This is a genomic window from Thiohalocapsa halophila, from assembly GCF_016583825.1.
In the GTDB taxonomy this organism is placed as follows: domain Bacteria; phylum Pseudomonadota; class Gammaproteobacteria; order Chromatiales; family Chromatiaceae; genus Thiohalocapsa; species Thiohalocapsa halophila.
The window spans coordinates 75,758-99,136 of record NZ_NRRV01000004.1; the positions used below are offsets into that span (position 1 = coordinate 75,758).

Genomic DNA, 23,379 nt, shown 5'->3' on the forward strand with positions numbered 1-23,379 from the left:
CGGCGAGCTTGCAGTGTGACCGCGCCTTGGTCAGGCCACGCGCATCTGCCCACGCGCATCTGTGAGTTCCGGTGAGCCGGCTGAGCGCCAAAACCACGCCCTGATGCCATCGCCCAGTGCGCTCGACACAGCACCGCCTATCAGATCTCCAACAGCGCCGCCATGGCCCCATAGAAAGCATCCAGCCACTGGTCCTGGCGCGTGTATGAGGCGACATGCGGGCGCGCGCCGAGGGTCTCTCGCGCCACCACGTAGCTTAGGGTACCGTCCTGCAGCTCCTCCACCTCGAAACGCTTGTGGCCGCCGGGCACATGCAGGCGTACGCCGCAGGGCCGTGCCGCATCGCCCGTGTGGGCTTCCACCAGCGCCCGTGCCTTGTCGTCGCGATCGTGGAAGTCCTCCGGCCAAATCTGGCGCAGCACGGACACCTTCACCAGCTCCCCCTCCACGTCCTTCAGCGCCGCGAACAGCGGCGTCGCCGCCTCCGCCCGCCGCCGGATGGACTCCGCGCGCCGCTCCGCGGCCGTCTGCTTGGTGGCAATCGCTGCGTCTTTGCGTGCTTTGATGCGCTGCAGGGTATCGCTCATGGTTTCTCGTTCTCCTGTGGAGACTTCGTCAACGCCAGCGAGCGTCATGCCGTGGACTCTCTCAAGGCGCGGCTGCAAGGCGCCGGCGGGCACTGGGTCCTGCTGTCCAACCTGAGCCATGCGCAGCACACCGGCCGCCGCGCGGACGAGATCGACATCGTCGCCATCGGCCCGCCGGGCGTCAGCGTCATCGAGGTAAAACATTGGGATGCCGCATACGTCAAGCGGCAGGTCGCGATCGTCGACGCCGAGGCGGACCGCATCGACGCCAAGGCCAAGCGGGTTGCAGGTGCCCTGAGGGCTCGGCTGGACGCGGGCTTCGTCGCCGGCAAGATCCTGCTGACCAAGGGCCGCGTGCGCTATGACGATGCCCGCCGGCCGCAGCCGCGGGGGGTCAAGGTGTTCGGGCTGCCGGACTGGTCGGCGCTGCTGGACGCAGAAGGTCCGGAGCGCCTGACGCCCGAGGATATCGAGCGGGCGACACAGCTCCTGGCACCGCAGAGCAGGATCGCGCTCCGTGGCGACCTGCGCGCCTTTGCCGGCCTGATCAATCTGGAGCGCATGTCGGACCGCGGCGACGCCTTCCACCGCGTCTACCGCGGCCAGCATCCCACCCGGCGGGACTGGGTCATCCTGCACCTGTACGACCTATCCGCGAGCGAAGCCGACAATGCGCTCGATCTCGCCTGCCGGGAATTCGAGACCATCCAGCGCTGGCAGAAAGCGCGCTTCATGCCGACCCTGCTGGATTCCTTCCAGGAAGCGGAAGGCTATCCCGGCGAGCTGCACTTTTTCTCCCTCGTGGGCCCGGCGGCGCCGGCGTTGCAGGATCGGCGGGAGGACCTGCAGTGGACGCGCGCCGCCAGGGTGGCGCTGGCCCGCGCCGCGGTGGACGCCCTTGCCGAGCTGCACCAGCCGGGGCCGGACAGCGACGCCGCACCCACCCTGCATCGGCAGATCACGCCGCGCAGCCTACGCGTGCGGCACAACAACCGGCCGCTCTTCACAGAGCTGAGCCTGACCCGGCTCGGGGACGCGGTGACGCTCGCGCCGGCCGCCTCGGATTTCGGCGAGCTTGCCGACTACTACGCACCGGAGGTACGCAGTGGCGGCCTCGCCGTCGCCGCCCCCCGCGCGGATGTGTTCAGCCTGTGCGCCTCCCTGCGCGTGCTGTTCGACGGTGACGACGCCGTCTCCCGCGCGGCTGACGCCGCCTTGGCCGCAGGCTGCGCGGAGGCACCGGAGCAGCGTGCATCCCTCGCCGACATCGCCGCAGCCCTGTCCGACCTCGGCGACACCGACGCTGGCGAAGTCGCGGATATCGGAGCACTCCCGGCGGCGGCGTTCTGGGACGAGGACACCGTGGTCCCGTTCCAGCAGTCGCGGTACAAGATCATCGGCCGCCTTGGCGGCGGCGGTGTCGGGCAGACCTTCAAGGTCGTGGAGCTGGATACCGACACCGAGGAGCGCTTCGGCACCTATGTCGCCAAGCTCGTCAACGACGCAGCCGACGGCAGGACCGTCATCCGTGCCTACAAGCTCGCCCGCGCCCACACGACGCATCCGAACCTGTCGGTGATTCCCGAGATCGCCCCGGAGTGGGAGGCGGACCGCTTCCTGGCGCTGATGAAGTGGGTCGAGGGCATGCCGCTGGCGGATCTCGCCGGCGTGCTGCCGATCCATGCGGAAGACATCGGCGAAGACTCCGCCGAGGGCCTCGCGCTGCACTGGCTGCTGGCGCTCTGCGGCGCGCTCGGGCAACTGCACCGCGCGGGGCTGGTTCATGGCGATGTGAGCCCGCGCAACATCATCGTGCAGGGCGGCAGCGTGACCCTCACCGACTATGACACCGTGCTTCGCAGTGGGGAAACACCCAGCCGCAGCACCGCCATCTATGCGAGCGCTGCGGTGCAGGAGCGCGTGCGCATCGAGCCCGCGGACGATATCTATGCTGGACGACGGCCGCCGGCTCATGGTGAATCTCGACGGTGCTGCCGCCTGGCAAGGGCGGGATGCCAATGCGCTGCTGGACGACCTGTTCGCGCCCTTTCACCAGCCCGACTTCCCCAGAGACCGTGTGCACTTGGTCGCCGTCAACAACGGCAAGCTCCTGGAGTGGGTGGAGACCCAGCCGCAGGACACCTGGCTCACGACGGCGCTGCGGGAACTGTTGCTGTTCGACAGACAGCCGGCGGAGTCACGTTTCCGGCTCATCGACCTGAACCGGCGCTCCCTGGTCGGCGGGCTCGTTGAAGGACAGCAGGCACCGCGGGCGGATTTCCTGAATGCGCTCATGGATCGCGTGCTCGGCGGCGACACAGACCCCTGGCAGCCCTGCGCCACCTGCACGGCCCAGAACCGCTGCACGGCTTGGGGCTCCGTCCAGCTGTTGCGTGACCCGGCGCAGGGGGTGAGCTGTTGCAGGAGATGGCCCGCTTCGACCCGGCCTTGGAGTCCGACCCCATCATCGACCGCGGCCTGCTGCGCGCGACGGCGTCGGACGGCGGCAGCCACCGGCTCGCCGACGCCCGCCGTCGGGCCTGGCTGCTGGGCGATGGGGCAGCGGGGCAGGTGCGGCTCATGCACGGCCAGCACCTCGCGCGCTTTCGCGTCGTGCCGGCCTGGAGATCTTCACCCAGCGCTTGGCGAGCGAAGACGCGCGCCTGCTGCATGCCTGGCACCCGAGTGACGAAGACCAGCTCTATCGGGTGCGCGTCGAAGCCCGCGACGGCCGGCAAGTGTTGCTGCGCGAGCGGGTCTGAGTGCAGGATGCCGTGACGTTCATCCCGATTGCAGCTAGGTGACGTCATGCAAGCCATCGAGTTCGAGACGCAGGTAAAGGACGGCGTTGTGCAGTTACCGGCAGGTGCGCAGCTGACCGACGGCCAGCAGGTGCGGGTGCTACTGCTGTACGAGGGCTCAGAGCAAGCCGCTGCGTCGCCGTCCACAGTGGGTGACGGAGACGGGGCCATCGCCCGTCTGCTTCGCAACCCGCTCGTCGTACCTGGCTTTGAGCCCTTGGCGCGGGAAGAGGCCCATGAGCGCTGAGGTATTCGTCGACACGAACATCTGGCTCTATGCGCTGGTGCTGAATCCCGGCGAAGAAGCCAAGCACCGGCGCGCGCACGAGCTCGTCGCAAGCCTCGGTCGGTGCACGATCAGCACGCAGGTCATCGCCGAGGTGAGCGTCAACCTGCTCAAGAAGGCCGCCATGCAGGAGACCGCTTTGGTGTCGGTCGTGGAGGACTTCTACCGCAGTCATCACGTCCAGCAAATGACCCTCGGCTGCCACCGCCGGGCGAGCGAGCTGCGCACGCGCTACCGCCTGAGCTACTGGGACAGCTTGATCCTGGCGGCTGCCGATGAGGCCGGCTGCGCTGTTTGCTACAGCGAGGATATGCAAGACGGTCTGCGGATCAATCAGGGGCTTCAGGTCCTGAATCCGTTTACGCAGACCGCCTAACGGCTGACGCCCCAGGCCGTTCAGCACACCGCACCGTCGGAAGCTTCACCGCGCTCCGCGTGAAGCTTACATGGCTAAGGAAGATCCGCAGATCGTTCGTGAGCTCAAGGCGTTCGGAATGCGCCACATCCGCGAGCGGCTTGCCGCCGCCGACGGCCGTTTCGTCGACAAGGCCGGCGCCCACGAGGCCGTCGTTGCCGCCTTCAAGGCGGAATACGGCTGGCCGCCGGACGCGACCGAGATGGAGCGGACCGTCGGCAGCAAGCTACGCGAGGATTTGAACCACGAAGAACACGAAGAGGCTCAGGAGCATACGCATGCTCACGCCTTCACCCGACGGGTGAGCGAGATCACGGCGAGGCCCATCTTCAAGCGCCTGTCTTTCTTCGTGTTCTTCCTCGTGCTCTTCGTGTGCTTCGTGGTGAGCTGCTCTTCTTAGGATTACCGACTTTCCCGAGATGCTTGATTGCAAGACCCCGCGCTTGCAGCCGCGAGGTTTTTTGACCGCCTATTGACCGGGGTCAGCTAAATGGTGACCCCGCGCTGGACGGCGTCGGCGAGGAGGGCATCTTCGCCAATCTGGAGATCTTCACCCAGGGCTTGGCGAGCGAGGACGCGCGCCTGCTGCACGCCTGGCATCCGAGTGACGAAGACCAGCTCTATCGGGTGCGCGTCGAAGCCCGCGACGGCCGGCAGGTGTTGCTGCGGGAGCGGGTCCGAGCGCAGGATGCCTAAATATGAACTTCCAGCTGTCAGATCATGCGCGTAAACGCTGTCTCAGGCGACGGATTCCAGAGGCCTGGATTGCCCAAGCGTTGAGCAAGCCAATGAGAACCGAAGGCGATGCGGATGACGGCAGGCTGGCTCACGCGCTCTGGCCCGTACCCGAGAAGGGCTTCCGCGTTCTGCGCGTGATCTACAACCACACCCGTGATCCTGTCACGGTCGTCACTGCCTATTTCGACAACGAGGTGTCCCCACCATGAAGCTCGAATTCGACCCAGACGCGGACGCCGCCTATTTCGAGATCAACGGTGCCGAGGTGGAGCGCACCGAGGAGATCGAGCCTGGAATCCTGGCCGACTACGACGCCGACGGCCACCTGGTCGGTATCGAAGTCCTGTCCGTCAGCAAGCGGCGGCTCGACAAGGGGCTTGATCACGCGGCCTAGCAGATAGCCGGCAGTCGTGCGGAGCCGGGGCAAGCGCCTTCAGCCTGTCGCTGGACAACGCGAGCACAGCATCCAGGATGGCGATGGCCAGAGAGGACTCCGAGGCCGTCCGAGCCTTTGAGGCACTCGGAATGCGCCACATCCGCGAGCAGCTTGCCGCCGCCGACGGCCGTTTCGTCGACAAGGCCGGCGCCTACGAGGCCGTCGTCGCCGCCTCCAAGGCGGAATACGGCTGGCCGCCGGACGCGACCGAGATGGAGCGGACCGTCGGCGGCAAGCACCGCGAAGTCTACATCAACCGCCTGCACTGGATGACCGCGCGGCTCGATCGGGAAGTCGTTACCCATCGTCTTCTCCTAACACCAGGATATCGACGAGAAACTGGCCGAATGTTTGTCCGAACCGCTGCTGACGGTGAAGTACGCCGGTCTCGGCTTCAATCCGATGCAGGTGGTCGGGGACAGCGCCGTGGGCCATCTGGACAATGCCGGCATGATCCGCGACATCTTCGCGGCGATCTTCCCGGACTTGGGCGACGTGCAGCTGGGCCGCCTGCGGGATGCGCTGAAGCGCAGCTATCTGGACCTGGGCTGGGCGCCCGGTCAGCGCGGCGAGCTGCCGGCGTTCCGGGCCTTTCTGGACCTGCTGCGCAACGACCCAAAGCCCGAGCTGACACGGCTGGACGAGCTGGACGACTACGGGCTGTTCGGCGCCATCACCGGCGCGCCGACGCTGCTGGATCAGGCGCAGCCGGCGCTCATTGAGATCCACGGCACCCAGAACGATCATCTGCAACGGGCGTTCGCGACCTTCGTGCTCTACAACCTGTACCAGAACATGTTCCGGCGCGGCCCGCAGCAGCGCATCACCCACGCCATCATCTTCGACGAGGCGCACAAGGCGGCGCGCCTGAAGCTGCTCGCAAGCATGATCAAGGAGTGCCGCAAGTACGGCATTGCCTTCGTCGTCGCCTCTCAGGAGGCCAAGGACTTCGACCCATCGCTGTTCACCGCTATCGCCAACTACCTGGCGCTGCGGCTGAACGAGACGGACGCCAAGCTGCTGGCGAAGTCCTTTGCGGCCACCGACCGAGTCAAGCTGGCGGCGGACCGCATCAAGCAGATGCCGAAGTACAAGGCGATGTACTACGGTGAGGGGTTACAGGCGCCGACCCGCGTGTCGCTGCTGGCGGAGCCGCCGGGCTGCTGAGCAGAGCGGGCGGTGCTGTCCGGTTCAAAGTGCATTGCGGCCTGCCGCAAGTGGCGTTTCTGCTGGCGGGGGACCGTAACGGTGTGGTGCTGTTGACTCGACGCGCCGTGACCTCGGGCAACGCGAAGCCTCGGCGATCGGCCGAACGGGCGGGCAGCATCCCCGGCGCGCCGCGAACCGGGCGGAAGGGGTTGGGTTGGTGCAAGATTGCAGTACCCTTGAGGAGCTTCGCAGATGCTCGGGAGCCGGCAGCATGAGCCACCAGCAAGACCTGTACGAGCAGGACTTTTTCGCCTGGGCGCAGCACAACGCGGCACTGCTGCGCGCCGGGCGCGTCGCCGAGGCTGACCTGGAGCACTTGGCCGAGGAGATCGAGGACATGGGCAAAGCGGAGCGCCACGCCCTACGCTCGCAGCTGCGCCAGCTGCTGGTGCATCTGCTGAAGCTCGACTACTCGCCGGCCCGTGATCCCCGACGGAGCTGGTTCGAAGCGGTGCAGAATGCACGCGCCGAGATCGCCGACCGCCTGGCGGACAGCCCGAGCCTGGCACCGCAGGCGGAAGGGATCATGGCCGAGGTCTGGCCCAGAGTCCGGCGTCAAGCGCTCAATGCCCTGAGCGCCTTCGGCGAACAGGTCCAGTTGCCGGAGGACTGCCCCTACAGCCTGCAGCAGGCGCTGGATGAGACCTTCTTCCCCGATGGCCCCGGCTCCCGACGCTGAGGTTTCAAGCTGATTTCCGGCATTTGAGCCACTTAAGGCACGAAGAACACGACGGCGCTCGACCCGCGCCGGATCATCGCCGGAGTTATCTCCCTTTTTCGAAGCCTCAGGCAGCGCAGACGCAGTTGTCGGCGCGCCTCGCCGAGCAGCCGGCTGCGATGGCCAGGGTTGCGGACTCCCCGGCGCCGAGACGCCGGCGCGCGATCGGCTCCGGTATCGATGGCTCGGGATACACCCGCAGCCGGCCGGTTGTGCGCAGCACGCGCGAGGTGATGTCCTGTGGTCCGCGACGATGGATCTGGGCGGCCACCGGCGCCGGCACCCAGACCTCACGGGCGAAGCCTTGTTGGGTCATGGCGGCCTCCGCTTGGCAGCGGTTTCGCTGGTTCCCCTGATTGAGATCGGGATCGGCTCGATGGCACGGTCGCGCCCCGGTGGGTCGTCGCTCAGGCGCGCGGTCTGGTGTCGAGAAGCCGGGACGAACAGCGTCAGAGCGCCTCGCGCGCGGCTTGCGCTCGCGCCTCATCCAACCGCTGGAGGCGCTTAGGGCACTGCGCTCCTGATTCGCAACCCAGTGTCGGATACGGTAGCCGTACTGGATCGGCCAGCCTCGTTCCAGGATTGCTATCGGGCGGCCGCGGCAGCGCCCCGCCGCTTCCTCGTGGCTGACGACACGGATCAAGTCCTGCTCCACATTCAGGCGCGCGAGCGGTTTCGGGCCCCGCTGGGTGACGAGGTGACGGGGAGGTCCGGGTTGTTCTGCACCGCTCGGCCTGCCTGGCCCCGGTGGTCGCTCTGCACGGGGATAGTCGGCAAAACCACAGCTCCCATCCAGTTTCTGCCCCCGTGCGGCACCAGGGCGCGCTATAGTTTTGCGGTTGAGGAGGTGTCGTCCACGGATGGTCCGGACCGCTGTCTCGCCCGCGTGCCATGGCCGAAGCTCCCTTATCTCGCTCGACGCTCCCCGTCCTGACGCCGGCGCTGCGCCGCCTGCTGGTGCTGGTGCTGGTCGGCGCCGGGCTGATGGCGGTGAATTCGCTGTACCTGCTGGCGGTGACGGTCACGGAGCAGGTCTCCGGCGTGGTGCTGCAGAACCGGGCGTACCTGGTGATGTTTCTCGGCCACCTGCTGCTGGGCCTGGTGCTGATGGTGCCGGCGCTGGTGTTCGGGGCGCTGCACTTCCGTCGGGCGCGGTGGCGGCCGAACCGGTATGCAATCCGCGCCGGGCTGGCGCTTTACGGGTCGCTGGTGGCGCTGTTCGTCTCCGGCATCCTGCTGACGCGGTTCGGCGTCTTCGAGGTGAACGACCCGGCGGTGCGCAGCTTTGCCTACTGGGTGCACGTGCTCGCGCCGGTGCTGGCCGTGTGGCTCTTCGTGCTGCACCGGCTGGCGGGTCCGCCGCTGCGCTGGCGGGCGGGTGTGGTCTGGGCAGGTGCCGCCGCGGGCTTTGCGGCGCTGGCGCTCGGGGTGCACGGGCTCAAGCTGCTGCATGAGCCGGACATGGTGCGGGCCTTCGAGCCGGCGCTGGCGACGGTGCCCGCCGGTGAGGCCATCCCGCCCGGGCGGCTGATGCAGGATGCGACCTGCGCCGAGTGCCACGCGGACATCGCCGCCCAGCACGCGGGCTCCATGCACCGGTTCAGCTCCTTCAACAACCCGGCCTATCGGGCTGCAGTGGACGAGGTGCGCTCGGTGCTGCTGGAACGGGACGGGGATGTGCAGGCGGCCCGGCTCTGCGCCGTCTGCCACGACCAGGTGCCGCTCTTCTCGGGCCGGTTCGACGACCCGACCTATGACCCGGCCGCGGACCCAGGCGCGAGCTTCGGCATCGGCTGCCTCGGCTGCCATGCCATCACCGCCGTGAACAGCCCGGTGGGCAATGGCGACTACAGCATCGCGCCGCCGCCGCGCTACCCCTTCGCGGACAGCGACTCCGCCCTCGGGCGCTTTCTGCACCGCCAGCTGATCCGCGCCAAGCCTGCCTTCCACAAGCGCACACTGCTGAAGCCGGTGCACGAGACGCCGGAATTCTGCGCCGCCTGCCACAAGGTGCACCTGCCGCAGGCGCTGAACCACTACCGCTGGCTGCGCGGGCAGAACCACTACGACAGCTTCCTGATGAGCGGGGTCTCCGGCCACCGGGTGGACAGCTTCTATTATCCGGCGCAGGCGGAGGCCGGCTGCAACGGCTGCCACATGCCGGCGGTGGCCGCTGACGACCCGGCGGCGCGGCGCATGGACGGCCCCGACGGCGAGGGGATGCTGGCGGTGCACGATCATCTCTTCGCCGCCGCCAACACCGCCGTGGCGGCGATGCTGGAGCGCCCGGCGCAGGAGAACGCCGCGCGGGTGGCGACCATGCAGGACGCCGCCCGCGTGGACATCTTTGGCCTCAAGGCGGGCAGCGGCATCGAGGGCGCGCTGCAGGCGCCGCTGCGCCCGGCGCTGCCGATGCTGGAGCCGGGTGGGCGCTATCTGTTGGAGGTGGTGGTGCGCACCACCGGGATGGGCCACGCACTGACACAGGGCACCGCGGACTCCAACGAGGTCTGGCTGGATGTGAGCCTGAGCGCCGGCGGCGAGGTCGTCGCCCGCTCCGGTGCCAGGGACGCGACGGGTGCCGTGGACGATTGGGCCTGGTTCGGCAACGCCTATCTGTTGGACCGCGCGGGCAACCGCATCACCCGGCGCAATGCCCAGGACATCTTCGTCGCCCTCTATGATCATCAGATCCCGCCGGGGGCGGCAGCGGTGGTGCACTATGCCTTCGATGTGCCGGCGGATGCCGAGGGTCCCGTCACCATCGACGCCGCGCTGCGCTACCGCAAGCTCGATACCCGCTTCGTCCGGTTCATGCAGGGCGACACCTTCGAGCGCAACGATCTGCCCATCACCACCCTGGCCGCCGATCGGGTGCACCTGCCCGTGGCCGGCGGCGCGGCGCCGCCGGCGGCTGCGGCGACACCCCCGGCTGCCCCTCACTGGGAGCGCTGGAATGACTATGGCATCGGGCTGTTCCGGGAGGGACCGCGGGGCGAGTCGCGCCAAGCCGAGGCCGCCTTCCGCGAGGTGGAGCGATTGCAGTCGGCGCTGGGGCAGGGCGGCGACGGCGCCCTGAACCTCGCCCGGGTGCTGCACCGCGAGGGGCGGCTCGATGAGGCCGCGCAGGCGTTGGCGCGCGCGGCGCAGCAGGGCGCGCCACCCTGGCTGGCGGCCTGGTACACGGGGCTCATCGCCCGCGACCAGGGCGACCTCGACCGCGCCATCGAGGCCCTGGAGGCGCTGGCCGACACCCGCTTCAATGCCGCCCGTGCGCGGGGCTTCGACTTCGGCCGGGACTACCGCATGCTGACCACGCTCGGGCGCACCCTCTACGAGCGCGCCCGGCGCGAGCGCGGCGATGCCCGCCGCGAGGCCCGGGAGGCCCTGCTGACCCGCGCCCGCGAGCGCCTGGCGCAGGCGCTGGCCATCGACCCGGAGAACGCCGCCGCCCACCACAACCTGAGCTTGGTGCTGGCGGAGCTGGGCGACGCCGACGGCGCCGCCCACCACCGCGCGCGCCACGAGCACTATCGCACCGACGACAACGCCATCGAGCGCGCCGTCAGCATCCACCGCAGCCGCAACCCGGCGGCGGATCATGCGGCGGCGCCGGTGGCCATCTATGCGCTGCGACCGGACGAGCAGTATGAACATCGAGCAGAAACCACCTTCCAGGCCCAGACCGCTTCCCACCCGCGGTGAGGCCCGTATCCGCCGGGCCTTTCTGGTCTCGCTGGCGGTGATCGCGGCGGCGGCGCTCGTCGCCGCCGCAGCCTACCTGCTGCTCCAGCCCGAGGCGCCGGCGCCGGTGGAGGAGGCCGAGATCGCCCTGCCGGAGGTGGCAGCCGCGCCGGAGCAGGCCGCGGCAGGCGCTGCGGGCTCCCAAGCCCGGGTCGCCACGACGCCGCCACAGGTCCAGTTCACCGACATCACCGAAGAGGCCGGCATCGACTTCGTCCACGTCAACGGCGCCTACGGCGAGCGCCTGATGCCGGAGACCATCGGCAGCGGTGCGGCCTTCTTCGACTACGACCGCGACGGCGATCAGGACCTGTTCCTGGTCAACTCCCGCGAATGGGCCGGCCACGAGACCCGCTCGGAGCCGCCCACCCAGAAGCTCTACCGCAACGACGGCACGGGGCACTTCGAGGACGTCACCAACCGCAGCGGGCTCGACATCAGCACCTACGGCATGGGCGTCGCCGTGGGCGATGTGGACGGCGACGGCTGGGAGGATGTTTATCTCACCACGCTGAACGGTAACCGGCTGTTTCTCAATCGACCGGCCGAGGACAGCGGCCGGCGCTTCCAGGACATCACCGACGCCGCCGGTGTCGCCGGCCGGGACGATGCGTGGTCGAGCAGCGCGGCCTTCTTCGACTACGACCGGGACGGGGATCTGGACCTCTTCGTCGTCAACTACGTCAAGTGGTCGCGCGACATCGACCTGGAGATCGACTTTCGCCTGACAGGCCTCGGCCGCGCCTATGGCGCACCCGTGAACTTCGTCGGCACCGACAACGTCCTCTATCGCAACGACGGCCTGGACGCGGACGGGCGGGTGCGCTTCAGCGACGTCTCCGCCGCCGCCGGCATCCGGGTATCCGATCCCGTCACCGGCAATCCGGTGGGCAAGGGCCTCGGCGTCGTGCCCTTCGACTACGACGGCGACGGCTGGGAGGACCTCATCGTGGTCAACGACACGGTGCGCAATTTCCTCTACCGCAACCTCGGCGACGGCCGCTTCGAGGAGACGGCCATCTTCGAGGGCGTCGCCTACGACAGGAACGGCAAGGGCACTTCGGCCATGGGCGTGGACGTCGCGCGCTTCCGCGACGACGCGGATCTCGGCATCGCCGTCGGCAACTTCGCCAACGAGATGGCCTCGCTCTTCGTGACCACGAACGGCGGCCCGCCCTTCGTGGACGAGGCGGTGTTGGAGGGCCTGGGGCCCGCCTCGCGCATTCCGCTCACCTTCGGGCTCATGTTCTTCGACTACGACCTGGACGGCCGCGAGGACCTGCTGCTGGCCAACGGCCACCTGGAGCACGATATCCACAAGGTCCAGCAGAGTCAGCACTACGCCCAGCCGGCGTCGCTGTTCTGGAATTGCGGCGAGGCCTGCGGTGCGCGCTTCGTGCACCTGCCGCCGCAGCCCGCCGCCGTCGGCGACCTGGCGCAGGACCTGGTGGGCCGCGGCATCGCCTACGCGGACATCGACGCCGACGGCGACCTGGACGTGCTCATGACCCAAAACGGGCGCCGCCCGGCACTTCTGCGCAACGATCAGGCGCTTGGCCACCACTGGCTGCGCGTCGAGCTGGTGGGCCGGGCGCCGAATACCGGCGCCATCGGTGCCCGCCTGGCCCTCACCGCAGACGGCGTCACCCGCTACCGGGCTATACGGCCGACCCGCGGCTATCTCTCGCAAGTGGAGCGGCCGGTGACCTTCGGCCTCGGCGAGCTGGCTGATCCGGCTGCCGTGACGCTGCGTGTGATCTGGCCGGACGGCAGCGAGCAGACCGTGAAGCCGACGGTGCTGGATACCACGCTGACCATTGAGCAGGGTGGCGACGATGGATGAGGGCGGCATGGGGTTTGCATTGCGCAGCAGAGTGCCAGTCGGCGTCAGATCAAAGACCGAATCCGGTATCAGGCAGTTAAAGCAAGCTCGGTGTCGGTCTTCGTGCCTCAGCCCGACCTACAACGGATGCTCGCCCGCGCTCTGGGGCGTCGTGGGCGCCGGATGGGTCGGACGTGGTCTGGCTGCAGGGCTGCTCGTCGCCCTGCTGCTCACCGGCGGGGCGACCCGGGCGGACCTGGTCGCCGAGCCGCCGGCGCGCGCCGGCGCCGAGCTGGCCCGGGTGCTGGATGCCGACACCAGCGGTGCCGAGCCGCTGATGCAGGAGGCCCTGGCCAAGGCGCGCGGGGAGCTGAGCCGGCTGTTGGCCGACGATGACGCGGACGTCGCTGCGCTGGCGGACGCCTACGGCCGCCTCGGCGCGCTGTTGATCCTGGTGGAGGTGGAGGCCCAGGCGGACGCCGCGCTGCGCAATGCCATGGCACTGCAGCCGGACGCCTTCCGCTGGCCCTACTACGCCGGCTATCTCGCCATGCTCGCCGGTAACCTGGAGCGCGCCTTGGCCTACCTGGAGCAGGCCCAGGCCATCGACGCCGACTATGCGCCGCTCTACCTGCGCCTGGGCAAGGTGCACTTGGATCGCAGCGCACTGCCCCAGGCGCGGGCGGCGCTGACCCGCGCGGCGCGGGAGCCTCGCCTCGCTGCTCCCGCCAACTACTATCTGGGTCAGATCGCCGTGCTGGAGCGTCGCTTCGACGACGCCATCGCACTGTTGGAAGCGGCGCTCGCCGCCAATCCCGACGCCACCGAAGTGCACTATCCGCTGGCCCAGGCCCACCGGGCGCTCGGCAACACCGAGGCGGCGCGCGAGCACCTGGGCGCCTTCGAGCTGCGCGAGCCGGATATCGCCGATCCGCTCATCGATGAGCTGCAGGCGGCGACGAGCCGGGCCCTGCCGGCCTTCAAAGCGGCCCTGCACGCGGTGCGCGGCGGCGATTATGCCGAGGCGGTGCAGGGCTTCGCCGAGGGCTTGGCGGTGGCGCCGGACAATGCCGACGCGCGCGTCAGCTATGCCCGGGTGCTCTGGCTCACCGGCGAGCACGACCGCGCCGCCGCGGAGCTCGGCCGCGCGCTGAAAGCCGCGCCGGACGCGCCCCTGGCGGTGTTCCTCGCCGGCGTCGTCGCCCAGCAACGGGGCCAGTCGGCGGCTGCCACCGAGCATTACCGCCAGGTGCTGGCGCTGGCGCCCGGGCACGCCGGGGCCGCTTTCCAGCTCGCGAATCTGGAGTTTCGCGCCGGGCGCTACGCCGAGGCCTCCGACGGGTATCTGGCCGTGCTCGCGGCGGATACCGATGTGGCGCCGGCTCGGGTGCTGGCGGCGGTGGCGGCGCGCCGCGCCGGCGCGCCCGAGGTGCAGGTGCTGGTACGTCTGCGCGAGCGCAGCGACGCACATCCCGATGACCCGCAGCTCGAGTACGCCCTGTCACGGCTGCTGGCGGCGGCGGATGACCCGGCGCTGCGGGAGCCGCAGGCCGCCCAGGCGCTGGCCGCGGCCTTGATGGCCGACCCAAAGGCGGGCGGGCCCATACCACCGAACCAGCGGGCCCTGGCGCTGGCGCTTGCCGCGGGCGGTGATTTCGACGGCGCCGCCGAGCTGCTGCGCCCGCTAAAACAGGCCGCCTGGATGCTGCCGCCGGCGGAGGCCGAGCTGCTCGACGCCGAGCTCGCCGCCTACGCCGAGGGTCGCCTGCCCGAGGCATGGCCGGAAGCCGACCCCTTGCTGGCGCCACCGCCGTTCAACGCAGACCAACTGATGCGGGACTATCCTGCGACCAAGCCCTACTGAGCGGCCGCCACCGTCATGCAAGAGAGGACGCCATCAGTGGTGCGTCGCTCCGGTGACGCGCAGGCGCGCCTAGAGCATAACTCCGACCAGCCCATTGCCTCCGTGGGAGCGGCATCCTTGCCGCGACTGGCCGCGGGTCAAGCGGAGGACGCCGGTCCCAGGTGCGCGTATAGGGGTTGCGATCGACGCCCGCAGGACTCATGCGAGTCTCCGCAGCTCGGCGGTCGCTGCGCCAGCTCCATGGGTGCGCAGGCATAAAAAAAGGGCCGGCTGCCCGGCCCTTGCACATCCCATCCGGCGGGCTCTACGCCCGCCGACTGGCTTCAGTCCATCACCGCTCCGTGCTGCTGGACTCCGGCGCCGACGGCGCCGCGGGCTGGGTGTAGCCGTAGGGGTAGTAACCGCCCCAGCCGTAGCCCGGATAACCACCGCCCCAGCCATAGCCTGGGTAGCCGCCCCAGCCATAGCCGGGATAGCCGCCCCAGCCACCACGGTACGGATAGCCATAGCCGCCATAGTGCGGATAGCCGCCGTACCAGGGGCCGCCGTGCCAGGGGCCGCCATACCAGGGGCCATCGCCCCAGGAGCCCCAGAACGCCTGCGCCGGCGTTGCGGCAAGGGCGGCAAGCAATGCGCCACCAGCGGCGCTCAGCGCGAGATTCTTCATGGCATTGCCTCCTCGTTTCGCTCGTTGAGATTTGGCTGGGACCCAAGGGTCCCAACGCATAAGTATACCGGCGGAAACATTAGAGACGATAAGGGAAAGTGCCAAGTGTCACCACGGCCGATGATCGGTGTGTGGTGGCGGGCACAGGTGGTGAGTCGGGCACGGGATGACCCTCGCCCAGGTAGCAGATGGCTTTCCGTTGCATAAGACAGGGTTATTGGCATATCCGATTGCCGAAATTGCCGTAGTGCCCGCCCTGTGGCAGCCTGCATGCTTCACCAACCACCAGACTGAGGAAGCACCCATGCGCGTCATCCTGCTCGGCGGCCCCGGGGCCGGCAAAGGCACCCAGGCCGGGTTTATCAAGGAGCACTTCGATATCCCGCAGATCTCCACCGGCGACATGCTGCGCGGTCACGTGAAGGCCGGCACCGAGCTGGGCAAGGCCGCGAAGAAGATCATGGATGAGGGCGGGCTGGTCTCGGACGACATCATCATGGGCATGGTCAAGGAGCGCATCACCGAGGACGACTGCAAGAACGGCTTCCTCTTCGACGGCTTCCCGCGCACCCTGGCTCAGGCAGATGCGCTGAAGGACGCCGGCATCTTCGTGGATGCCGTGGTGGAGATCGCCGTCCCGGACGAGGAGATCATCAAGCGCATGTCCGGGCGGCGCGTGCACCCGGGCTCCGGGCGTACCTACCACGTCGAATTCAACCCGCCCAAGGAAGCCGGCAAAGACGACGAGACCGGCGAGCCGCTGGTCCAGCGCGACGACGACAAGGAAGAGACCGTCCGCCAGCGCCTCAAGGTCTACCACGACCAGACGGCCCCGCTGATCGACTACTACTCCACCTGGGCCGAGAAAGGCGGGGAGGGTGCGCCGCGCTACATCAAGGTGGAGGGCGTCGGCGGCGTGGACGAGATCCGCGATCGCATCATCGGCGAGCTGGAGAAGGCCTGACGGCGCGCTTCGGTGACTGTTGACTGCGGCGGGTTCGCCTAGGCCGAGCCTAGCGGCATGGTAGCTCCAGGGCGGCCAAGGATCGCAGCATGCCGCCTGGCGCAGCCAGGCGAGAATACCGCGGCCTCATCTACCTGGCCCACAGCGCGTGCTGGGCTTATCTGCCCGCCGCCGGTACCGGCGCCGCCCGCCCTGGCGGGCGCTTCAACCGCCGCGGCTTGCCGGCGCTTTAGACCTCGCTGACCGTCTTCACCGCCCGGTTGGAGGCTCAACAAGCCCGGCGCCCGATAACTCGGCCCGGCGCAACCTCGTGCTCTGGCGGGTGGGGCCATACCGCGCCCTGCGCCGCCGGTGTCATCGACGATTTCGCTCGCCTGCCGCCGGATGCCGTGATTGGGCGGTGACCGTCCCTGTTTTAGGTGTCGACCATGTGGCTGCGGAGTTGTTGGGTGTCGCTCCTGCTCTATGTCTCCGGCGTTCCGCTGGCGGCGGGAATGCACAAATGCGTGGACGCCGACGGCAATGTGACCTACTCGCAGACGGCCTGTGAGCAGGCGCCCGGTGGAGCCAAGCCCGGGCGCAGCGTGACTGCACGGGCAGACACGGCCGGCGTCGGCGCGGGGCAGGGCGATGTGCTCTGCGAGCGTGTGCGGGCCTTTGCACTGGAGCTGGCGGAGGCCATGCGCGAGGGTGTCGGCCTCGACCGGGCAGTGGCCATACTGGCCGGACGGCCGGTTCTCCCGAGCGCCGCGGGGCCTTACGGCGGGACCGAGACCACCGGTGGACGGCGCATTATCGGTGACGACGCGCTGGAGGTCATCAATCACGTTTTCGCCTTCGCCGGCCGTGGTGCCGTTGATTCGTCGCGCATCGCGGAATCCGCGGCGCAGCAGTGCCTGCGGGGGCGCTTCGATTTCGCGCGCGGTGCGCCCGGCGGCGCGGCCGGGCTGCGGCTTGCCGCCGGCAGCGGCATCCTGCTGAACCCCCAGGGCATGGTGCTGACGGCGGATCGGCTCGTCGCCGACTGCCGCGGGCTGCGTGTCTACTACGACGGGGCCTGGCGCGATACAGGGCTGCTGCGTCGCGATCCGCCCGCAGGTCTTGCGGTGCTGGTGGCGGAGGGCTTACGGGGGCGGCCGGCGGTGCTCAACGACGGCTCCGCACCACCGAAGAGTCAAGTGCTCGCGGCGACGCTGCCCTTGCGCGGGGTGCTGACCGCAGCTGTGAGCATTGTCGACGCCGCCGTCGTCCCCGCTGAGGACGGTGAGCCTGCTGTAGCAGACAGCGCCCGAGCGCGAGGCGCAGAGGCTCCGGCCGGCGACGCGCATGCGGCACTGAGCCTGCCGGAGGGACCGGCGCAATGGGGCGCGCCATTGCTCGGCAGCGGCGGCCTCGTCGTCGGGATCGCCTTGCCTGGCGACGACGACGGCGCCCGGGCCCTGCCGGCGGCGGCGCTGCGCGACTTTCTGAGCGCCGCCGATCTGCCTTTCTACAGCGCCGCCGCGCTCGGCGAGCTCACGCGCGAGGAGGTGCGCCGCCGCGCTGCCGGGCTCACCGTGCATGTGGAGTGCATGCCTTAACGGATTGTCATCCACCGGCCCTTGCAGGCGGCAGCCCGGCTGCTGTCAAATCCCGCCGCGCCGGCGGGGGAGCGTCCCAATCCCGACCCGCCGGGACCTGGAAGCCAGCCCCACGCGAAGACGGGCGCACGTTCCGGCGCCCGCGCCGGCGCGCGGGTGCCGGGCGCAACGGCGACAATACGGGAAGCGCGAACATGATCGAAGTACGCGAGCTGAGCCGCAGCTATGGCGCGCTCAAGGCGGTGGACAGGGTCTCCTTCGACATCGGCCGCCGCGAGATCGTCGGTCTGCTGGGCCACAACGGCGCCGGCAAGACCACCATCCTCAAGATGCTGACGGGCTTTCTGGAGCCGAGCGGCGGCAGCATCCGCATCGACGGCACCGACATCGCCGCCCGACGGCGCGAGGTGCAGCGCAGGATCGGCTATCTGCCGGAGAACTGCCCGCTGTATCCGGACGTGACCGTACTGGAGCACCTGGACTACCAAGGGTCGCTGCACGGCATTCCGGCCCGGCAGCGCCCGGCGGCCATCCGCCGCGCCGTGGAGCGCACCGAGCTCGGTCCCAAGGCGACGGCGACGGTGGCGACCCTCTCCCGCGGCTACCGCCAGCGCGTGGGCGTGGCCTCGGCGCTGCTGCACGAGCCGGACGTGCTGATCCTGGACGAGCCCACCAACGGCCTGGACCCCTCGCAGATCCAGCACATGCGCGCGCTGATCCGCGAGCAGGCGGGCCATGCGACGGTGATCATCTCCACCCACATCCTGCAGGAGGTGGAGGCCGTCTGCGGGCGGGTGCTCATCATGCGCGCCGGCCGCCTGGCGCTGGACAGCGCTATCGGCGCCATCGGTGCCACGCCGCGGCTGCGGGTGACCCTGGACCGGCGCCCGGGCGACGTGCGCGAGCTGCTCACCGCGGTGCCCGGCATCACCGCCGTGGACCACATCGGCGACGAGGGCGCCCGCCGCGACTTCGCCCTCACCACCGAGGACCCCGGTACGGTTGCGCCGCAGGTGGCTGCGGCCATCGCCGAGCGGGGCTGGGCGCTCTACGCCCTGGAGCGCGAGCGCCACGGCCTGGAGGCCGTCTTCGGGCAGATCGCTGAGGCGCTCCCGCCCGCCGGCGCCGAGTCCATTGCCGAGGTCGATGCCGGTGCCTACCAAGGCGCTCACCAAGGCCCACAGCGGGGTGCTCAGGAGGCGGCCCATGGCTGACATCCTGCGCGTCAGCCGCAAGGAGCTCGCAAGCTTCTTCGGCTCGCCGGTGGCCTATCTGTTCATCGGCGCCTTCCTGGCGGCCTGTCTGTTCGTCTTCTTCTGGGTGGACGCCTTCTTCGCGCGGAATCTGGCGGATACCCGGCCGCTGTTCGACTGGATGCCGCTGTTGCTGATCTTCCTCGCCGCCGCACTCACCATGCGGCTGTGGAGCGAGGAGCGCCGCGCCGGCACCCTGGAGGTGCTGGCGACCCTGCCCGTGGCGACCTGGAAGCTGGTGCTGGGCAAGTTCCTGGCGGCGCTGGCGCTGGTGGCGGTGGCCTTGGCGCTGACCCTGCCGCTGCCGGTGACCGTGTCCATCCTCGGGCCGCTGGACTGGGGGCCGGTGCTCGGGGCCTATCTGGCGACCCTGCTGCTGGCGGCGGCCTACATCGCCATCGGCCTCTTCGTCTCCGCGCGCACGGACAACCCCATCGTCGCCCTCATCGGCACGACGCTGCTCTGTGTGGCGTTCTATCTCATCGGCTCGCCGGCGCTGACGGGCCTGTTCGGGCACGGCGCCGCCGAGGTGCTGCGGCTGTTCGGCACCGGCGCGCGCTTCGAGTCCATCACCCGCGGCGTCATCGACCTGCGGGACCTGTACTACTACCTGAGCCTGACGGCGGTGTTCCTGGCGCTTTGCATCGATAGCCTGGAGCGCCTGCGCTGGGCGGCGGACAGCGAGCATCGCGCCGGCCACCACCGCTGGACGCTCATCACCGTCCTGGCGGCGGCCAACCTCATCGCCGCCAACCTGTGGCTGCAGCAGGTGGGCACGGCGCGCGCCGACCTCACCGAGGGGCAGCGCTACACCGTCTCCGAGGCCACCCGCACCTATCTTCAGCAGCTCCGGGAGCCGCTTTTGATCCGCGGCTATTTCAGCGCCGAGACCCATCCGCTGCTGGCGCCGCTGGTGCCGCAGCTGCGCGACCTGCTGCGGGAGTACGAGGTGGTCGGCGGCCCCAATGTCCAGGTGGAATTCGTGGACCCGGCGACGTCCCCGGAGCTGGAGCGCGAGGCGGGCGAGCAGTACGGCATCCGCCCGGTGGCCTTCCAGACCGCGAGCAAGTACCAGGCGGGGGTGGTCAATTCCTACTTCGATGTGCTGGTGAAGTACGGCGATCAGTTCGAGACCCTGGGCTTCCAGGACCTCATCGAGGTCAAGGTCCAGGGCGAGACGGATCTGGACGTGCGCCTGCGCAACCCGGAGTACGACCTCACCCGTACCATCAAGAAGGTGCTCTACGGCTACCAGGGCGGCGGCGACGCCTTCGCGGGCATCGGCGAGCCCATCCGCTTCCGCGGCTTCATCTCGCCGGCGGCGAGCCTGTCGGAGCCGCTGCCGGCGCTGCGCGAGGACCTGGAGGCGGTGCTGACGGAGCTCGCCGCCGAAGCCAACCGCGGCGGTGAGGAGCGTTTTACCTGGGACATCGTCGACCCGGATCAGGACCCGGCGCTGGCGCAGGAGATCGACGAGCGCTTCGGCTTTCAGCCCTTGGTGCTGGGCCTGCTGGACCCGCAGCCCTTCTATTTCTACATGGTGCTGGAGCAGGGCGAGCGCGCGGTGCCCGTGCCGCTGCCGGAGGGGCTGGACAAGGCGAGCCTGGCGCGTGCCGTCGAGGCCGGCATCAAGCGCTTCGCCCCCGGTGTGCTGCGCACCGTCGCCCTCTACACCCCGGACCCGCCGGCGCCGGCCATGCCCGGCATGCCGCAGGCGCCAGGGCCCGGCTACACCCTGCTCAAGGACACCCTGCGCGAGGGCTTCGCGCTGCGCGAGACCGACCTCGCCTCCGGCCAGGTGCCGGAGGACGCGGACCTGCTGATGGTGGTGGACCCGAGCTCGCTGGACGCGGCGCAGCGCTTCGCGGTGGACCAGTTCCTGATGCAGGGCGGCACCGTCATGGTGGCGGCGGCGCGGTTCGACGTGGACCTCACCGGCCGCGAGATCACCGCCGCGCCGGCGCAGACGGGGCTCGACCACTGGCTCGCGGCGCAGGGCGTAACCCTGGAGCAGGCCCTGGTGATGGACCCGCAGAACACCCCCTTCCCGATCCCGGTGCCGCGGCGCGTCGGCGGCTTCACGGTGGAGGAGATCCAGACCCTGGATTATCCGTACTTCCCGGACGTGCGCGCAGACGGGCTGTCGGCGGCCACCGGCATCACGGCCAATCTGGGCCAGATCACCATGAATTGGACCTCGCCCATTACCCTTGATGCCGAGACCGGGGATGCCGAGAACGGGGATGCCGACGCCGGCGCCGAGCGCACCGTGACCCGGCTCATCGAGAGCTCGCCGGACGCCTGGACCACCGAGTCGCCGGACATGCAGCCGGACTTCGAGCAGTACGGCCGGCTCGGCTTCCCGGTGGGTGACGACCGCGGCCGCAAGCTGCTGGCGGTGATGGTGGAAGGCCGCTTCGAGTCCGCGTTCGCCGGCGAGCGCTCGCCGCTGCTGCCGGCAGAGGATGCGGCGGATGAGACCGGCGACGGCGCGGACGCAGCATCGGGCGATGCCGCCGCCGACCTCGCCGCGGACAACCCGACCGAGCCTGCCGACGACGAGACGGAGACACCCGTGATCTCCACGGTGGTGGAGCACTCGCCGCCGTCGGCACGGCTGATGGTCATCGGCTCCGATAGCTTCCTGTCGGACACCGCCATCAGCCTCGCCACGGAGGCGACCCAGAGCCGCTACTTGAAGCCGCTGGAATTCGTGCAGAACGCCGTGGAATGGTCGCTGGAGGACCGCGGCCTCCTGGCCCTGCGCGGCGGCGGGCAGTTCAGCCGGCTGCTGGAGCCCGTGAGCCGCCAGCAGCGCATCTTTTGGGAATACCTGAACTATGCCCTGGCCGCCGCCGGCCTGGGCCTGGTGTATTGGCTGCATCGGCTGCTGCGCCGCCGCCGCGAGCGCTCGCTGGCGGCGATGCTTCAGGCCGACACCGGCAGGAGGGCACCGGCATGAGCGAGACGACCCTGAGCGCACGGGCCGCCGCCGCCCGCCGCCGCCTCGGCCTGGACGCCGCCTGGCGGCCGGCGCTGCGCAGTCCCTTGGTGCTGCTGCTGGCGGCGGTGCTGGTGGTGCAGATCATCGCGGCGCTGCTCCTCGGCGGCGGGCACGGTCTGGCACCGGCCGCCGGCGACACGCCCCTGCTGGCGCTGGACATGGAGGCTGTGAGCGCTATCGAGATCGCTGCCGGCGAAGGCGGCGACACCGTCAGCCTGGAGCGCAGCGGCGACGACTGGGTGCTGCCGACGCTGGACGGCTTCCCGGCCGGCGGCAGCCGCGTCGACGCCCTGCTGGACGACCTGGCGGACCTCAAGCGCCCGCTGCCGGTGGCCACCAGCGCCGACGCCCGCCGCCGCTTCCGCGTCGCCGAGGACGCCTTCGAGCGTCGCCTGACGCTGCGCGGCGACGGCGGCGAGGCGGTGCTGTTCCTCGGCGACTCGCCGGGCTTCCGCCGCATCTTCGCCCGCGCCGAGGGCGAGGACGCCATCTACGACCTGCGCCTGGCGCTGTTCGATCTGGGTGCGACGCCGGACGACTGGATCGATCGCGGCCGCCTCCAGTTCGACCGCGGCGAGATCACCCGCGTCGGCACCGAGGACTGGGCGCTGGTGCGCGGCGAGGACGGCTGGTCGCTGGCGGGCAGCGACGCGGAGCTGGACACCGCCGCCGTCGACGGCCTGGTCAACGCCGTCGCCGCCGTCGGCTACACCGGCGTGCTCCGGCCGGACAGCGACCTGAGCTACGACCTGGACGACCCGGCCCGGGTGCTGACCATCGAGCACGACGGTAAGACCCGCCGCTACCGCCTCGCACCCATCGCCGACAGCGAAGACTATGTGCTCAAGCGCGACGCCGAGCCCTATGTCTACCGCCTGAGCGCCTTCGACGCGGAGACCCTGCTGGAGACGGACCGGGCGCGGCTGCTGGGCGAGCGCCCGGACGACGGCGCGAGCGATGGCGAGGCGGACGCCGAGCCGCCGGCGACCACTGAAAGCGCTGCCGACCCGGGCCCGGCTCCGCCCGCGCAAGAGGACACCGCGGAGGCCGCCGATTAATCGGCACGGGCCTCGGCCATAACGCCGATCACGCCGCGGACAGTCCCATCTGCGGACCATCTGCCCTGGAAGTTGTCGCGGCAAGGATGCCGCTCCCACGGTTGCCTGTGGGAGCGGCATCCCTGCCGCGAGATCGGTGCGCCGAGGCCCTGGAAGTCGTCGCGGCACGGATGCCGCTCCCACGGCTGCTTGTGGGAGCGGCATCCCTGCCGCGACATCAGGGCGCCGAGGCC

20 protein-coding genes are annotated in these 23,379 nt (G+C 69.8%); 17 read left to right on the forward strand and 3 right to left on the reverse strand.

The features are described 5' to 3' along the window. Positions 1–140 precede the first annotated feature (140 nt). Positions 141–587 carry a hypothetical protein gene (locus CKO31_RS02855; RefSeq protein ID WP_200233895.1) on the reverse strand — a complete coding sequence of 149 codons (447 nt, stop codon included), beginning with the start codon at positions 585–587 and terminating at the stop codon, positions 141–143. Between CKO31_RS02855 and CKO31_RS02860 the strand changes: the two genes are divergently transcribed. From CKO31_RS02860 to CKO31_RS02895, 9 genes are all read left to right on the forward strand, one after another. Then, positions 579–2,840: an NERD domain-containing protein gene (locus tag CKO31_RS02860; RefSeq protein ID WP_322789082.1), complete on the forward strand. Its 2,262-nt coding sequence runs from the start codon at positions 579–581 to the stop codon at positions 2,838–2,840. The two genes, CKO31_RS02855 and CKO31_RS02860, sit on opposite strands and share 9 nt — an antisense overlap. Positions 2,841–3,395: 555 nt before the next feature. Beyond that, the gene (locus CKO31_RS02865; protein WP_200233897.1) at positions 3,396–3,635 is read left to right on the forward strand and encodes a hypothetical protein; all 240 of its coding nucleotides are present in this window, start codon (positions 3,396–3,398) and stop codon (positions 3,633–3,635) included. Continuing rightward, positions 3,625–4,050, forward strand: a complete 426-nt coding sequence (locus CKO31_RS02870) for a PIN domain-containing protein (protein ID WP_200233898.1) — start codon at positions 3,625–3,627, stop codon at positions 4,048–4,050. Before CKO31_RS02865 ends, CKO31_RS02870 begins: the two co-directional genes overlap by 11 nt. 70 nt (positions 4,051–4,120) lie before the next feature. Further along, positions 4,121–4,489: a hypothetical protein gene (locus tag CKO31_RS02875; protein ID WP_200233899.1), complete on the forward strand. Its 369-nt coding sequence runs from the start codon at positions 4,121–4,123 to the stop codon at positions 4,487–4,489. A 161-nt stretch (positions 4,490–4,650) separates the two neighbouring features. Further along, a complete protein-coding gene (locus CKO31_RS27145) occupies positions 4,651–4,785 on the forward strand; it encodes a hypothetical protein (protein WP_274607681.1) in 135 nt (44 codons plus the stop codon). A gap of 2 nt (positions 4,786–4,787) precedes the next feature. Beyond that, positions 4,788–5,036 carry a DUF4258 domain-containing protein gene (locus CKO31_RS02880; protein ID WP_200233900.1) on the forward strand — a complete coding sequence of 83 codons (249 nt, stop codon included), beginning with the start codon at positions 4,788–4,790 and terminating at the stop codon, positions 5,034–5,036. After that, on the forward strand, positions 5,033–5,221 hold the full coding sequence (locus CKO31_RS02885) for a DUF2283 domain-containing protein (RefSeq protein WP_200233901.1): 189 nt from the start codon (positions 5,033–5,035) through the stop codon (positions 5,219–5,221). Before CKO31_RS02880 ends, CKO31_RS02885 begins: the two co-directional genes overlap by 4 nt. A gap of 393 nt (positions 5,222–5,614) precedes the next feature. After that, entirely contained in the window at positions 5,615–6,430 is an 816-nt protein-coding gene (locus CKO31_RS02890; RefSeq protein ID WP_200233902.1) for an ATP-binding protein, read from the forward strand. Between the two features lie 253 nt (positions 6,431–6,683). Next, positions 6,684–7,151 (forward strand): DUF29 domain-containing protein, encoded by a 468-nt coding sequence (locus CKO31_RS02895; RefSeq protein ID WP_200233904.1) that lies wholly within the window; start codon positions 6,684–6,686, stop codon positions 7,149–7,151. A 106-nt stretch (positions 7,152–7,257) separates the two neighbouring features. Here the strand turns inward: CKO31_RS02895 and CKO31_RS02900 are convergent, their stop codons facing one another. Further along, the gene (locus CKO31_RS02900) at positions 7,258–7,506 is read right to left on the reverse strand and encodes a hypothetical protein (protein ID WP_200233905.1); all 249 of its coding nucleotides are present in this window, start codon (positions 7,504–7,506) and stop codon (positions 7,258–7,260) included. 575 nt (positions 7,507–8,081) lie between these two features. Between CKO31_RS02900 and CKO31_RS02905 the strand changes: the two genes are divergently transcribed. The 3 genes from CKO31_RS02905 to CKO31_RS02915 all read left to right on the forward strand — a co-directional run bounded on the left by CKO31_RS02905 (position 8,082) and on the right by CKO31_RS02915 (position 14,620). Then, the gene (locus CKO31_RS02905) at positions 8,082–10,895 is read left to right on the forward strand and encodes a multiheme c-type cytochrome (RefSeq protein ID WP_200233907.1); all 2,814 of its coding nucleotides are present in this window, start codon (positions 8,082–8,084) and stop codon (positions 10,893–10,895) included. After that, positions 10,840–12,777: a CRTAC1 family protein gene (locus CKO31_RS02910; RefSeq protein ID WP_200233909.1), complete on the forward strand. Its 1,938-nt coding sequence runs from the start codon at positions 10,840–10,842 to the stop codon at positions 12,775–12,777. The genes CKO31_RS02905 and CKO31_RS02910 overlap by 56 nt, the downstream gene beginning before the upstream one ends. 151 nt (positions 12,778–12,928) lie before the next feature. Further along, entirely contained in the window at positions 12,929–14,620 is a 1,692-nt protein-coding gene (locus CKO31_RS02915) for a tetratricopeptide repeat protein (protein WP_200233911.1), read from the forward strand. Between the two features lie 331 nt (positions 14,621–14,951). Here the strand turns inward: CKO31_RS02915 and CKO31_RS02920 are convergent, their stop codons facing one another. Next, the gene (locus CKO31_RS02920; protein WP_200233912.1) at positions 14,952–15,287 is read right to left on the reverse strand and encodes a hypothetical protein; all 336 of its coding nucleotides are present in this window, start codon (positions 15,285–15,287) and stop codon (positions 14,952–14,954) included. 304 nt (positions 15,288–15,591) lie between these two features. On the opposite strand from CKO31_RS02920, the gene adk reads away from it, so the two are divergent. The 5 genes from adk (at position 15,592) to CKO31_RS02945 (ending at position 23,146) form a co-directional block, all read left to right on the forward strand. After that, complete coding sequence (gene adk, locus CKO31_RS02925; RefSeq protein WP_200233913.1) at positions 15,592–16,251, forward strand: adenylate kinase; 660 nt, start codon at positions 15,592–15,594, stop codon at positions 16,249–16,251. Between the two features lie 449 nt (positions 16,252–16,700). After that, positions 16,701–17,831, forward strand: a complete 1,131-nt coding sequence (locus tag CKO31_RS02930; protein WP_200233914.1) for a trypsin-like peptidase domain-containing protein — start codon at positions 16,701–16,703, stop codon at positions 17,829–17,831. A 194-nt stretch (positions 17,832–18,025) separates the two neighbouring features. Continuing rightward, a complete protein-coding gene (locus tag CKO31_RS02935) occupies positions 18,026–19,045 on the forward strand; it encodes an ABC transporter ATP-binding protein (protein WP_200233915.1) in 1,020 nt (339 codons plus the stop codon). Next, the gene (locus tag CKO31_RS02940; RefSeq protein ID WP_200233916.1) at positions 19,038–22,046 is read left to right on the forward strand and encodes a Gldg family protein; all 3,009 of its coding nucleotides are present in this window, start codon (positions 19,038–19,040) and stop codon (positions 22,044–22,046) included. Before CKO31_RS02935 ends, CKO31_RS02940 begins: the two co-directional genes overlap by 8 nt. Continuing rightward, positions 22,043–23,146, forward strand: coding sequence for a DUF4340 domain-containing protein (locus CKO31_RS02945; RefSeq protein ID WP_200233917.1), 1,104 nt, complete (start codon positions 22,043–22,045; stop codon positions 23,144–23,146). The genes CKO31_RS02940 and CKO31_RS02945 overlap by 4 nt, the downstream gene beginning before the upstream one ends. Positions 23,147–23,379 lie beyond the last annotated feature (233 nt).